This window comes from Streptomyces sp. NPDC001714 (assembly GCF_042892755.1).
Lineage (GTDB): Bacteria > Actinomycetota > Actinomycetes > Streptomycetales > Streptomycetaceae > Streptomyces.
Map to the genome: position 1 here is coordinate 379351 of NZ_JBIAUL010000004.1, position 13524 is coordinate 392874.

General features: G+C 72.1%; 10 protein-coding genes. 4 read left to right on the forward strand and 6 right to left on the reverse strand.

The window, feature by feature from the left end; all coding sequences use genetic code 11:
* Nucleotides 1-100: 100 nt before the first annotated feature.
* From ACFY0P_RS13335 to ACFY0P_RS13360, 6 genes are read right to left on the reverse strand one after another with little or no spacing between them, the layout of a single operon-like run.
* The gene (locus tag ACFY0P_RS13335; RefSeq protein ID WP_388910974.1) at nucleotides 101-748 is read right to left on the reverse strand and encodes a TetR/AcrR family transcriptional regulator; all 648 of its coding nucleotides are present in this window, start codon (nucleotides 746-748) and stop codon (nucleotides 101-103) included.
* Nucleotides 745-2763, reverse strand: a complete 2019-nt coding sequence (locus tag ACFY0P_RS13340; protein WP_388910977.1) for a CocE/NonD family hydrolase — start codon at nucleotides 2761-2763, stop codon at nucleotides 745-747. The genes ACFY0P_RS13335 and ACFY0P_RS13340 overlap by 4 nt, the downstream gene beginning before the upstream one ends.
* The gene (locus ACFY0P_RS13345) at nucleotides 2760-4502 is read right to left on the reverse strand and encodes a dipeptide ABC transporter ATP-binding protein (RefSeq protein ID WP_388910980.1); all 1743 of its coding nucleotides are present in this window, start codon (nucleotides 4500-4502) and stop codon (nucleotides 2760-2762) included. Before ACFY0P_RS13345 ends, ACFY0P_RS13340 begins: the two co-directional genes overlap by 4 nt.
* Nucleotides 4502-5392: an ABC transporter permease gene (locus ACFY0P_RS13350; RefSeq protein WP_388910983.1), complete on the reverse strand. Its 891-nt coding sequence runs from the start codon at nucleotides 5390-5392 to the stop codon at nucleotides 4502-4504. Before ACFY0P_RS13350 ends, ACFY0P_RS13345 begins: the two co-directional genes overlap by 1 nt.
* The gene (locus ACFY0P_RS13355) at nucleotides 5392-6345 is read right to left on the reverse strand and encodes an ABC transporter permease (protein WP_388910986.1); all 954 of its coding nucleotides are present in this window, start codon (nucleotides 6343-6345) and stop codon (nucleotides 5392-5394) included. Before ACFY0P_RS13355 ends, ACFY0P_RS13350 begins: the two co-directional genes overlap by 1 nt.
* A gap of 2 nt (nucleotides 6346-6347) precedes the next feature.
* On the reverse strand, nucleotides 6348-7931 hold the full coding sequence (locus ACFY0P_RS13360) for an ABC transporter substrate-binding protein (RefSeq protein ID WP_388910989.1): 1584 nt from the start codon (nucleotides 7929-7931) through the stop codon (nucleotides 6348-6350).
* A gap of 186 nt (nucleotides 7932-8117) precedes the next feature.
* Here ACFY0P_RS13360 and ACFY0P_RS13365 point away from each other — a divergent pair, with 186 nt between their 5' ends.
* The 4 genes from ACFY0P_RS13365 (at nucleotide 8118) to ACFY0P_RS13380 (ending at nucleotide 13502) form a co-directional block, all read left to right on the forward strand.
* On the forward strand, nucleotides 8118-8912 hold the full coding sequence (locus tag ACFY0P_RS13365) for an IclR family transcriptional regulator (RefSeq protein ID WP_388910991.1): 795 nt from the start codon (nucleotides 8118-8120) through the stop codon (nucleotides 8910-8912).
* Nucleotides 8913-9080: 168 nt separating this feature from the next.
* Nucleotides 9081-11129, forward strand: coding sequence for an FAD-dependent oxidoreductase (locus tag ACFY0P_RS13370; RefSeq protein ID WP_388910994.1), 2049 nt, complete (start codon nucleotides 9081-9083; stop codon nucleotides 11127-11129).
* Between the two features lie 46 nt (nucleotides 11130-11175).
* Nucleotides 11176-12420 (forward strand): SRPBCC family protein, encoded by a 1245-nt coding sequence (locus ACFY0P_RS13375; protein ID WP_388910997.1) that lies wholly within the window; start codon nucleotides 11176-11178, stop codon nucleotides 12418-12420.
* Complete coding sequence (locus ACFY0P_RS13380; protein ID WP_388911000.1) at nucleotides 12417-13502, forward strand: 2Fe-2S iron-sulfur cluster-binding protein; 1086 nt, start codon at nucleotides 12417-12419, stop codon at nucleotides 13500-13502. The genes ACFY0P_RS13375 and ACFY0P_RS13380 overlap by 4 nt, the downstream gene beginning before the upstream one ends.
* Nucleotides 13503-13524 lie beyond the last annotated feature (22 nt).

A 13524-nucleotide genomic window follows, 5' to 3' on the forward strand; every position in this document is an offset into this window, starting at 1 on the left:
GCCGCAGCCGCCGAGGAGGCGGGGCTCACGCTCCTGCGCTGCGACCGCGACGTCGAGACCGTCGCCCGTACGACGGGGCAGCCGGTCCGCATGATCGGCCTCAGGACCCCGGACCCCGGCCCAACTCCGTCTCGATGAAGTGACGCAGATGCCGCCGCGCGTCCTCCACCGTCAACGGCGGTGTCTGGCGCAGGCGTTGCAGGGCCAGACCGTCGGCCAGGGCGGCGAAGCGGACGGTGAAGCCGTCCAGGTCCGCGGAGGTGACGTCGCCCTCGGCGAGGGCGCGTTCGGCGAGGGTTCGGATCTGCCGGTGCCAGCTCTCGTAGCGGCGGTCCTGGCCGCGGGCGAACGCCGGGTCGGGGTGGTGCTCGCCGACGTTCCAGTACTCGAACCACATCCGCCAGTGCCGGTCGGTGTCCTCGGTGAACAGCGCGTCGACCAGCAGCCGCAGCCCCTCCGCCCCGCTGGTGGCCCGGTCCGCGGCCTCACTCAGACCCGTGTAGTACCGCTCGATCTGCAGCACCATCGCCTCGGAGAGGATCTCCTGCACGCTGCCGAAGTGGTAGGTGACCGTGCCGACGGACACCCCGGCCGCGGCGGCGACGTCCCGGACCCCGACCGAGGCGTAGCCTCGCTCCGCGATCAGCGGGACCGCCGCCTCGACGATGAGCCTGCGACGCACCTCGGTGGGCTGCCGGGTGCGGTCGGCTGCGGCGACGGCGCGGCGCGGGCTCTTCTCGGCCTTCATCCCGACGTCCTCGGGGTGGTGCGGTGCCATGCGCGCTTGGCCACTGTCTCTCCGTTCGCCCGTGCTTCGAGGTGACTGTCCATGACGAACTCGGCGGCCGTGGCCCGCAGTTCCGTCCGTGCGACGATCTCCGCGTCCCATTCGGCCCCGTCCTCGCCGCGGGTCAGCCGGATCGTCCACTCGGAGACGGCCGAGGCCGAGAGGGGGTCGTCGCTGCGGATACGGTACGTCTCCCGGGCGTTCTCCGCGTATCGCAGGCCGTCGGGGTAGGTACGGGAGCCGCCGTAGCGCGGGTCGACCTCCAGGGTCCACTCCCCCGCCGCCACGTCATGGATGACCAGGCGTTCCGGGCGCGGCTCGGACTCGACGTCGTACGTCACCGGGAGCGGGGGCGCCTGTTCCGGTTCCTCGAAGCGGATCGGCGGCTCGTCGCCGGCCTCGCGGACCGGCAGCAGAAGGGCGCTGTCCGCCGGCAGCAGGGTCAGCTCGCCCCGTTCTCCGTGCGGCCACACCCACGGCCAGTACGTGTCCGATACGGCGACCCGGATGCGGTGGCCGGGCGGGAAGGCGTACCCGGTCGCGTTCAGCTCGAACTCGACGTCCTCGTACGTGCCCGGCGTCCACTCCACCGCCTTGTCCCGTCCGTGCCGGGCCAGCAGGTTGAGTACGCCCCGGGTGACGAGGGTCGACGAGCCGTCCGGGGCCACGTCGCACACGCGGGCGATCACATGGGCGCGGGGGGTGGCGCTGTCCAGGCGGAGCCGGACGCGCGGGCGGCCCAGGATCTCGACGCGTTCGGTCAGCGGCGCCGAGTCCAGGCAGACCGAGCGGCCGTCCTCCTCCCGCTGGTCGGGCGCCAGATCGCTCGCGTTGCCGAACGGGAAGAAGCGGCCCGCGTCGATGCCGGTGTGGTGAGGGGAGCGGACGAGGACGGGCGGGGTGCCGTCGATGCCCAGCGGGCGCTGCTGCCAGGTGACCCGCGACGACGGCCACTGCGTGTCGCCGACCCACCGGCCCGGCATCACCTCGTACGACGTCGCCGGCGGAACCGGGTCGTTGACCCAGGCGCGCAGCAGCGGTTCGCTCATCGCCCCCGTGTCCTCGCCCTTCAGCCAGTGGTCCCACCAGCGCAACGTCTCCTGGAGGAAGCCGATCGCCGGGCCCGGCGGCAGGCCGCGGTCCGGGTACTGGTGGGACCAGGGCCCGATCAACCCCCGGACGCGGTCGTGCGGCAGGTGCTCCACCAGCCGCAACACCGTGTCGCGATAGGGGTCGTTCCAGCCGCCCACCGCCAACACCGCGGCCTGCACCGCGCCGTAGTCCTCGCACACGCTCCCGTGCCGCCAGTACTCGTCCCGCTGCTGGTGGGCGAGCCACGTGTGCAGGAACGGGTCGAGGGCTTCGAGCCGTTCGCGCCACATCGGCAGCCAGCGGTCGGCGCCGACGTTCGCCGGGTCCGGCGGGCGGGCGGCGAAGGCGAGCATGGTGCCGGCCCAGGCGAGCATGTCGATGCCGAGGACCGCGCCGCCCATGTAGTGGACGTCGTTGTCGTAGCGGTCGTCGGTGGAACAGACGGTGACGATCGCCTTGAGGGGTTCGGGGGCCAGAGCGGCGATCTGGAGGGAGTTGAAGCCGCCCCAGGAGATGCCGAACATGCCGACCTTGCCGGTGCACCAGGGCTGCCGGGCGAGCCAGTCGACGACGTCGACGCCGTCCGCCAGCTCCCGCGCGTCGTACTCGTCGCCGGGCGTGCCCTCACTGTCGCCGTGGCCGCGGATGTCGACGCGGACGGAGGCGTAGCCGTGGCCGGCGTACCAGGGGTGGCGCTGGGCGTCGCGCGGGGCGGTCCAGTCGCTCTTGCGGTACGGGAGGTATTCGACAAGCGCGGGCACCGGGTCGGCCTCCGCGTCGGCCGGGCGCCAGATACGGGCGTGCAGGTGGACCCTGCCGTCACGGGTGGGGATCCAGACGTCCTCGCGCACGACCTGGCGCTCGAACCGCTCGCGGTACTTCACGAAACTCCTTCGCCGACAGAGGTGAGAGGGGCGTTGGCCGGGCGCCAGCGGCGGGCCCGGTGGCCGTCGCCGAGGTCGGTCCACAGGTCGCCGGGCTCCGCCGCGTCGAGCCACTCCGGGGCCTCCTCGACGAACGGCTCGGCGTCGGGGTCGGGTTCGAGGGCCGCCGCCATCAGCTCCCGGGTGTAGGGGTGGGCCGGGTCGGCGAAGACGGCCTCGGTCGGGCCCTCCTCGACCACCACGCCCTGGCGCAGGACCAGCACGCGGTCGGCGATGCCCCGTACGACGGCCAGGTCGTGACTGATGAACAGGCAGGCCAACTGCCGTTCCCGGCGCAGGTCGTCGAGCAGGCGCAGCACCTCGGCCTGGACCGAGACGTCCAGCGCGGTCGTGATCTCGTCGGCGATCAGCACGTCCGGCTCGCCCGCCAGCGCCCGCGCGATGCCGATGCGCTGGCGCTGGCCGCCGGAGAGCTGGGCGGGCAGCCGGTCGGCGAACGCCGGGTCCAGGCGTACGTCCCGGATGAGGTCGAGGGCCCTGGTGGCGGCCTGCTGCCGGTCGGGGGCGGTGCCGAAGAAGCGGAGCGGGCGGCGGATCGCGTCGCCGACCGTGCGGCGCGGGTTGAGGGAGGTGTCGGCGTTCTGGAACACCAGCTGGACCAGGCGCCGCAGCGCGGTGGGGCGTCCACGGGCGGGCTTGGCCAGGTCGCCGGAGCCGTGCGTCATCGTGCCGCCCGAGGGGGCGCGCAGACCGGCGAGGGACCAGGCGAGCGTGGACTTGCCGCTGCCCGACTCCCCGACCAGGGCGACGATCTCGCCGCGCCGGACGTCGAAGGAGACGCCGTGCACGGCACGCGACGAGCCGTAGTCGATGGTGACGTCCGTCGCCGAGACCGCGACCGGGGCGTCCGCGTCCACCACCGCCTTCGCCCGCACCTCCCGCTCACCGTTCTCCCCGACGAGGGCGAGCCCGTCGTCGGTCAGGCGCGGCACGCTCGCCAACAGGCGCTTGGTGTATGCGTGTCGGGCTCCGGCGAAGAGGGTGCGGGTGGGGGCCGCCTCCACGACCCGGCCCGACCGCAGCACGCTCACCTCGTCGGCCATCCGCGCGACCACCCCGAGGTCGTGGCTCACCAGCACGGCGGCCAGGCCCAGTTCGTCGCGCAGGGCGGTGACGAGGTCGAGGATGCCGCGCTGGGTGACGACGTCGAGGCCCGTCGTGGGCTCGTCGAGGACGAGGACCTTGGGGCGGGCGGCGAGCGCCATGGCGATGGCGACGCGCTGCTGCTGGCCGCCGGAGAGTTCGTGCGGGTAGCGGCGCGCGAGGTCGGCGGGGCGGGGCAGCCGTACCTGTTCGAGGAGGTCGAGGACCGGGACCTCGCCGCCGGCCTCGGCGATCTGCCGTCCGACGCGCATGGACGGGGTGAGCGCGTGCCCGGCGTTCTGGGCGACCAGCGACACCGTCCCGCCGCGCAGCCGCCGCAACTCCTTCTCGGGCAGGGCGAACACGTCCTTGCCGTCCACCCGCACGCTCCCGCCGTCCAGGCGCGAGCCGTGTCGCAGATGGCCGAGCAGAGTGGCCGCGACGGTCGACTTGCCGCTGCCGGACTCGCCGACGAGGGCCAGCGTGCGGCCCTCGGCGACCTCGAAGGACACGTCGTGCACGACGGGGACGTCACGCCCACCCGAACGGTAGGACACGTAGAGGGAGTCGACGCAAACCACAGCGGTAGAGGTCATCACGAACCCTCCCTGATCCGGTCCACGCCCCACGCCTTGGACAGGCCGTCGGCCGCGAGGTTGAGCCCGACCACGAGCGTGGCCAGGGCGATGATCGGCGCGAGGCTCGCCATCGGGACGACGGTGATGGCGGTGCGGTTCTCGGCGACCATGAGCCCCCAGTCGGGGGTCGGCGGGTCGGCGCCGAAGCCGAGGAAGGACAGCGAGGAGATCAGCAGCACGACCCAGGAGGCCCGCATGGCGAACTCCACGCACACCACGTCGGCGATGTTGGGCAGGACCTCCCGCCACAGGATCGACCAGGTGCGCTCGCCGCGGGCGCGGGCCGCGGTCACGTAGTCGGCGGGTACGACGGCCAGCGCCGCGCCGCGCACCACCCGTACGACCTGGGGTACGAAGACGACGGCCACGGCGATCACGATGACCGCCGGGCCGGTGCCCAGCGCGGTCACGACGACGAGCAGCGCGAGGACGGCCGGCACCGACAGCACCGCGTCGAGGAAGCGGCCCAGCACGTCGTCGAACCAGCCGCCGCGCAGCGCCGCCGCACAGCCGATCACCGTGCCGAGGGCGAGGGCGATGACGGTGGCGACGACGGAGACGCCGAGCGCGTAACGGCCGCCGTACAGCACGCGGGTGAGGACGTCCCGGCCGTACTGGTCGGTGCCGGCCCAGTGCGACCAGCTCGATCCGAGGAGGGCCTGGGAGGGGTCGTTGGCGGTGGGGTCGTAGGAGGTGAGCAGGGGGGCGAGGAGGGCGATCAGCGTGTGGAGGCCGACGATCGCGAGGCCGACGAGGGCCGTTCGGGAGGAGCGCAGGGTGCGCCAGGTGCGGGCCGCGCGTCCCGGCGTCGCCGCCGCGGTCACCGGCGGGGTGTCGAGGGTGGTCATCAGGTCCTCCCGCGCGTACGGAGCTTGGGGTTGAGGGCCATGGCGCCGAGGTCGGCGGCGAGATTGCAGACGACGTACACGACCGCGCTGATCAGGGCGACGGCCTGCACGACGGGCAGGTCCCGGTTCTGCACGGAGCTGAGCATCAGCTTGCCGATGCCGGGGTAGTTGAAGACGTTCTCGACGACGGCGACACCGCCCACCAGCCAGGCCACGTTCAGGGCGATGACGTGCAGGGTGGGCAGCAGCGCGCTCGGCAGGGCGTGCCGGGTGACGACCCGCCAGGTGGAGAGGCCCTTGAGCCGGGCCGTGGTGACGTACTCGCTCGCCATGACGTCGATGACCGACGTGCGGGCCATGCGGATGATGTAGGCGGCCATCACGATGGCGAGTGCGAGCGCGGGAAGCCATACGGCGGGCAGGAGTTGGCCGACGCTCGCGTCGGGGCCGTACAGGACGACCGCCGGGAACCACGGCAGCGCGACCGAGAAGCACAGCACCAGGACGGTGGCGACCACGAACTCCGGGACGCTCATGCCGACCAGGCTGGCGGTCGAGATCACGTGGTCGGCCCAGCGGTCGCGGTACAGACCGGCGACGATGCCCAGCACCAGGGATCCGGTCACCGCGAAGACGATGGTGACGACGGCGATGAGGGCCGAGTTGCCCAGGTACTGGGCGACCTCGCTCCCCACCGGCTTGCCGGAGACCAGCGACGTACCGAAGTCGCCGTGCACGGCGCCCTTGATCCAGTCGAAGTAGCGCTCCCAGGCGGGCCGGTCGAGTCCGAGCTGCCCCCGCAGGGCGGCGACCGCGTCGGGGGTGGCGTCCTTGCCGAGGATCTGGGTGGCGACGTCGCCGGGCAGGGCCTGCAGGGCGAGGAAGACCAGGACGGAGGAGAGGAGCAGCGTGCCGAGGGCGGCTGCCAGTCGGCGGGCGACGAACACGAGCATGCTCAGGCTCCCTTCAGGCCGATGCCGAGGTAGTCGAACTCGAAGCCGTGCTCGGCGTATCCGCGCACCTCGCGGGAGATCCCCACCAGCCGGTCGGCGAACATCGGGGTCATCGCCCCGCCCTTCTCGATCACCATCGTCTGCGCCTGGCCGTAGAGTTCGCGGCGCAACGCGTCGTCGGTCTCGGCGCGGGCGCGGTCCAGGAGCGTGTCGAAGGCCTTGTCGGACCAGGCGGTCTCGTTGTACGAGGAGCCGCTGCGGAAGATCTGCGTGAAGAGCTGGTCGACGGGCCGGCCCGTGTACCAGTAGGTCGCCATCAGCGGCTTCTTCATCCAGATCTGCGTGTAGTACGAGTCCGCGGCGGCGGTCTTGACGCGGACGCGGATGCCGGCCCGCTTCGCGGACTCCTGGTAGGCGAGCGCCATGGGCGTGAGCAGGGGGTCGTAGGCGGAGGTGTAGAGGTCGATCGCCAACCCCTCCTGGCCTGCCTGCTTGAGCAGGTACTTCGCCTGCTCCGGGTCGTGCTCGGGGTGCGCGGCGATGTGCAGCGGGTCGTCCGGCGGGACCGGGTTGTCCCAGCCCGCGGTGCCGGCGCCCTGCAGGGCGACCTTCACCACGTGCTCGGGGTCGTAGGCGAGCTTCATCGCCTGGCGTACGCGTACGTCGGTGAAGGGCTTGTCGGTGGTGAGCATCGGGAGGACGTACCACTGGGCGTTCTTCACGCGGGCGACGGTCGCGCGGTCGGAAGCGGCGACCACGCGGGCCGTCGCGAAGTCGAGGTTGGTCTGCGAGAGCAGGTCGACCTGTCCGGCCAGCAGGGCATTGGCGCGGGCGGACATGTCGGCGACCGAGTAGAAGGAGATCGCGTCGAGGACGGGGCGTCCGGCCCAGTGGTCGGCATAGGCGGTGATGCGGCCGGGGCCCGCGGGCGCGAAGGACTCCAGCTTGAAGGGGCCGGTGCCGATGCCGGTGCGGCCGATGGACTTCGCGCTGCCGTCCGGGACGACGTAGCAGTTGTAGTGCGTGAGCAGGCTCGGGAACTCGGCGTTCGGGGACTTCAGCGGGACGACGAGGGTGTGCGCGTCGGGGGTGCGCAGGGTCTTCGCGTCGATGAGCGGGGCGAGGACGGCGGCCTGCGGGGAGGCGGTCGCCTTGTCGATGATGTGGCGCAGCGTGTAGGCGGCGTCGGCCGAGGTGAAGGCCCGGCCGTCGTGGAAGGTGACGCCCTTGCGGAGCCGGAAGGTCCAGGTGGTGGCCTTGGCGTCGGTCTCCCAGGACTCGGCGAGGTCGGGGGCGAGGGCGCCGTCGCTGCCGACCCGGACGAGGCGGTTGTAGAGGGCGCCCAGGTATTCGTACGCCGACAGGGAGCTGGCCGGGTCGAGGGTCTCGGCGTCGGAGGCGGGCGGCCGGGCGATGCGGAGGGTGCCGCCGCGGTCCGGGGTGCCCCCCGGCGCCGCGGCCGGCAGCACCGTGCCGGCGTCCGCGCCCGAGCATCCGGACAGCAGCCAGGACGCGCCGAGGCAGGCGGCGCCCGCCGCGCCGGCGGTGAGGAACGACCGCCGTCCTGGGTGGTGGGTGTCGGGCATGGGCCGACCGTCCTTCTCGTTATTCGTTCAACGGAACGATTGAGTGGAGTGCGGGAACGATAGCCAGCGGGCGCTTTCCCGCCAACCCTCGGGCGCGGAGAATTAACCGCGGAAACGGACCCGTAACCGGCGGGGCGGGGCCATGGGGACCGCGGGGTGGCCGCCCGGCTGGCTATCCTTTCCGCCATGACCAGCACCGGAAGGCCCCGTGACACCTCGGTGCAGTCCGTGGACCGGGCCGTCTCGATCCTTCAGTCGCTGTCCCGGCGCGGGCCGTCCGGAGTGACCGAACTCGCCGAGGCGCTGGGTCTGCACAAGGCGACGGTCTTCCGCCTCCTGGCCACCCTGGAGTCACGCGGTCTGGTCGAGCAGGACGCCGAGCGCGGGCGCTACCGCCTCGGCTTCGGCATGGTAGAGCTGGCCGCCGGTGCCGGACGGCAGAGCGATCTGTCTCTGCTGAGCCGCCCGGTCTGCCGGGAGCTGGCCGCCGAGGTGGGCGAGACGGTGAACCTCGCGATCCACGACGGGCTCGAAGTGATCACCATCGACCAGGAGATGGGCGGCGCGACCATCTCCAGCGTCGACTGGGTCGGCAAGCGCAGCCCCCTGCACGCCACCGCCGCCGGCAAGCTCTTCCTCGCGCACATGCCGGAGGAGCAGGCCGACGAGGTGCTGGGGCGCGGGCTCGTGCGGTACACCCCGCACACGATCACCGAACCGGCGCTGCTGAAGGCCGAGCTACGGACGGTACGCGAACGCGGGTACGCCACCACCTCGCAGGAGCACGAGATCGGGCTGGCCGCCATCGCCGCGCCGATCCGCGACCTGGACGGCCGGATCGTCGCCGCCGTCACCGTTTCCGGGCCGACCTTCCGCCTTGACCTCGGCGGCGACGACGAGACCGGGCCGGCTGTCGCGGAGCAGGTCAGGCAGGCGGGCGAGCGGATTTCCGTACGCCGGGGACATCGCCCGCAGGCCTGACGAGGCTCTTCCCCGTCCCTGCCACCTCTTGACGGCTGCGGCCGACCGCCTCCACCATTTGTCTCGCATCGCGATTTTGTTTCGCAATGCGATACAACCGGCGCTCGTTGCGTGGCGCCATCGACGCCCCCACGCAGCGGCCGGCCTCCCACTTCCCGAGGAGTGGTTGTGCCTTTCCAGAGCCTCGATCCCCTGCTCCAGCCCTTTCGCCTCAAACACGTCACCCTGCGCAACAGGGTGGTCAGCACCTCCCACGAACCCGCCTTCGGCGAGGACGGTCTGCCCAAGGACCGTTACCGCGCCTACCACGTCGAGAAGGCGCGTGGCGGTGTCGGCCTGACCATGATCGGCGGCTCCGCCGTGGTCGCGCCGGACAGCCCGCCCGCCTTCGGCAACCTGCTGCTGTACCGGGACGACATCGTGCCGTGGCTGCGCCGGCTCACCGACGAGGTGCACGAGGCCGGGGCCGCGGTGATGTGCCAGGTCACCCATCTCGGCCGCCGTACCAGCAACTACACCGGCGACTGGCTGCCGGTGCTCTCCGCGTCACCGCTGCGGGAGCCCGCGCACCGGGCGTTCCCCAAGGCCGCCGAGCCGTGGGACCTCGACCGGATCACCGCCGACTACGTCTCGGCCGCGCTGCGCTGCCGCGAAGGCGGCCTGGACGGCATCGAGTTGGAGGCGTACGGCCACTTCCTCGACAGCTTCCTCTCCCCCACCACCAACCAGCGCGACGACGAGTTCGGCGGCAGCCTGGAGCACCGCATGGCGTTCCCGCGCCGGGTGGTCCGGGCGGTGCGGGAGGCGGTCGGCCCGGACTTCGCGGTCGGGATCCGGCTGATGCTGGACGAGGTCCGGCCCGGCGGGCTGACCTTCGACGACGCACTGGCGGCCGCGGAGCGTTTCACCGAGGACGGCATCGACTTCGTCAGCACCATCCGCGGCTCCATCGAGAGCGACGCATCCCTGGTACGTGCCATCCCGCCGATCGGCACTCCGCTGGGCCCGTTCCTGGAGTTCACCGGCGAGGTCCGGCGCCGGCTGCGGGTGCCGGTGATGCACGCGGCCCGCATCGCGGATCCCGCCACCGCGCGGTACGCCCTGCGCGAGGGACTGCTCGACCTGGTCGGCATGACCCGCGCCCAGATCGCCGACCCGCATCTGGTCGCCAAGGTCGCCGCGGGCCAGGAGGACCGTATCCGCCCTTGCGTGGGCGCGAGTTACTGCCTCGACGCGATCTACGACTCGGGCGACACGAAATGCGTCCACAACCCGTCGACCGGGCGGGAGCTCCACCTGCCCCACACCATCCCGGCCACAACGGGACCCCGCAGGAAGGCAGTTGTCGTCGGCGCCGGTCCGGCAGGGCTGGAGGCCGCCCGCGTCCTGGGCGAACGCGGCCATGACGTGGTGCTGTTCGAGGCAGGGGACCTGCCGGGCGGCCAGATCCGGCTCGCGGCCGCCAACCCCCGCCGCCGCGACCTGCTCGGCATCGTCGACTGGCGGGTCGCCGAGTGCAAGCACCACGGCGTCGACCTGCGTCTCGGCACGTACGCCGAGGCGGCCGACGTACTCGCCGAGCACCCCGACCTGGTCGTCCTCGCCACCGGCGGCATGCCCAACAGCACCTTCCTGGACGTGGGCGAGGACCTGGTCGCCGACACCTGGGACGTACTGACCGGCGCACTGCGCCCGAAGGGCGAGGTGCTGGTGTACGACGACCACGGCGGCTATCCCGCCCTCGACGCCGTCGAGGTGCTCGCCGCCGCCGGCGCCCGCCTGCGCTACGTGACACCGGAACGCACCCTCGCCCCCGACGTCGGCAGCATGAACTCCCCTGCCTACCTCCGGGTCTTCGCGGAACACGACGTCACGACCACCCTCGCCCGCCGCCTGCGCGCCGTGCGCCGCACCCCTGACGGCCGCCTGACCGCGACCCTGACAAGCGACTACACCGACGCCGGCACCGAACTCACCGTCGACCACGTGATCGTGGAACACGGAACCCTCCCGGCGGACGAGCTGTACCGCGAACTCCTGGCCGGATCGAGCAACCTGGGCGAGGTGGACCACCGCGCCCTGCTCGCCCACCGGCCGCAGACGGTGGTCCGCGACGACACCGGCCGCTACCAGCTGTTCCGCATCGGCGACGCGGTCGCCAGCCGCAACATCCACGCCGCCGTCTACGACGCGCTGCGCCTGTGCCTGCCGGTCTGACCGTCACCAACCGTCTGGAGAGCCGACGTTGACGACATTCGCCCCCGTGACCTCTGTGTCGGACACGGCCGCCCTGGTGGCGCGCCGCGCCCCCGGCCTGAGCCTCGAAGCCCCCTTCTACACCGGCCAGGAGTTCTTCGACCTCGACATCGAGGCGGTCTTCGCCCGGAGTTGGCTGTTCGTCGCCGCCGAGGCCGAACTCCCCGAGCCCGGCGACTACGTGACCGTGGCCCTCGGCCCGTACTCGGTGATCCTGCTCCGCGACGACGACGAAGAGGTACGGGCCTTCCACAACGTCTGCCGTCACCGCGGCGCCCGCATCCTCGACGAGCAGCGCGGCTCGGTGGGCAACATCGTCTGCGGTTACCACCGTTGGACGTACGGCGTGGACGGCCGTCTGCTGCACGCGGAGTCGCTGCCGCCCGACTTCGACCGGTCCTGCTTCGGGCTGCGCGCCGTGCACGCCCGTACCGTCGCCGGCCTGGTGTTCATCTGCCTCGCCGATCGACCGCCCGCCGACTTCGACGAGGTGGCCGCCCGCATCGAGCCGTACATCGCGCCGCACGGCCTGGGCCGGGCCAAGGTGGCCACGCAGATCGACCTGGTGGAGAACGGGAACTGGAAGCTCACCATGGAGAACAACCGGGAGTGCTACCACTGCGGCGGCCACCCGGAACTCCAGTGCTCCCTCTTCCCCGTCTACGGCTACGCGGAGGAGGACGTGCCGCCGGTACTGCGCCCGGCGTACGAGCGCTACCTCCAGGCCGACGCCGAGTCCCGGACGACGTACGAGTCGCTGGGCCTGCCGTATGCCGCGATCGAGGAACTGGACACCCGCGCCACGGGTTTCCGCATCCAGCGCGAACCGCTGGACGGCGCGGGCGAGTCCTTCACCGAGGACGGCACGGCGGCCTGCAGGAAACTTCTGGCCGACTTCACCACGCCCCGCCTGGGCCGCCTGTCCCTGCACATGCAGCCCAATGCCTGGTTCCACTTCCTCTCCGACCACGCCATCACCTTCTCCGTGATCCCGCTCGCCCCGGACCGCACCCTGGTCCGCACCACCTGGCTGGTGCACGCCGACGCAGTCGAGGGCGTCGACTACGACCTCGACTCCCTGACCCGGGTGTGGACGGCCACCAACGACCAGGACGCGCTCCTGGTCGCCCGCGCCCAGCAGGGCATCTCCAGCCCCGCCTATCTCCCGGGGCCGTACAACCCCACCGAGTACCAGGTCGAGGCGTTCGTCAACTGGTACGTGACCCGGCTGAAGGCGCACCTCGCACGATGACCGACACCCTCCTGACCTGGACCGACGCCCTCCCCTGGAACGACGAGGCCACCGACGGGCTCCTGGTCTGCAAGCAGGTCCACGTCCTCACCCCCGACGTCAGGACCTTCGTCCTCCAGCCTCTGCAGCCCCGGCTCTTCCGCCACGACCCCGGGCAGTTCCTCACCCTCGGCGTCGACATCGACGGCCGCTCGGTCGAGCGCTGCTACACCGTCTCCTCGCCGCCGACCCGCCCCCACTCGGTCACGGTCACCGTGAAGCGGGTGCCGGGCGGGCTGGTCTCCAACTGGCTCCACGACCATCTGCGTCCTGGGGGCACGGTACGGGCGCGGGGCCCGCTCGGGGACTTCTCCTTCACCCGGCACCCCGCGCCGAAGTACCTCTTCCTGTCCGGCGGCAGCGGCGCGACGCCGATGATGGCCATGACCAGGACCCTGTACGACCTCGCGCACCCGGCCGACGTGGTGTTCGTGCACAGCGCCCGCACCCCCGACGACATCCTCTTCCGCCGTGAACTCGACCTGATCGCCGCCACCGCGCCCACCATCCGGGTGGCGCACGTCTGCGAGGAGGACGGCCCCACCGAACCCTGGGGCGGCCACCGTGGCCGGCTGACCCTCGACATGCTCCGGCAGATCGCCCCCGACTTCCGCCGGCGGGAGATCTTCACCTGCGGCCCGGCCGGCTACATGGCGGCGGTGCGCGAGCTGCTCGCGACGGCCGGGTTCCCGATGACCCGCCATCACGAGGAGAGCTTCACCTTCGAACCGCCCCAGGCCGACGAACCCCCGGCCGACCCGACGGACACCGCCGAACACCCGTCGTACACCGTGGAGTTCACCCGCAGCCGGCGCACCCTCACCTGCGACGCGGACACCTCCCTCCTCGCGGCGGCCTCCCGGGCGGGCCTGAGCCTCCCGGCGTCCTGCGCCCAGGGAATGTGCGGTACCTGCAAGACGACCCTGCTGTCCGGGTCCGTCGACATGCGGCACAGCGGGGGCATCCGGCCTCGTGAGATCGCCCAGAACAAGATCCTGCTGTGCTGCGCCAAGCCGCGGGAGGATCTCGTGGTCGACGCCTGACGACGCCGAATCGACTCCACCC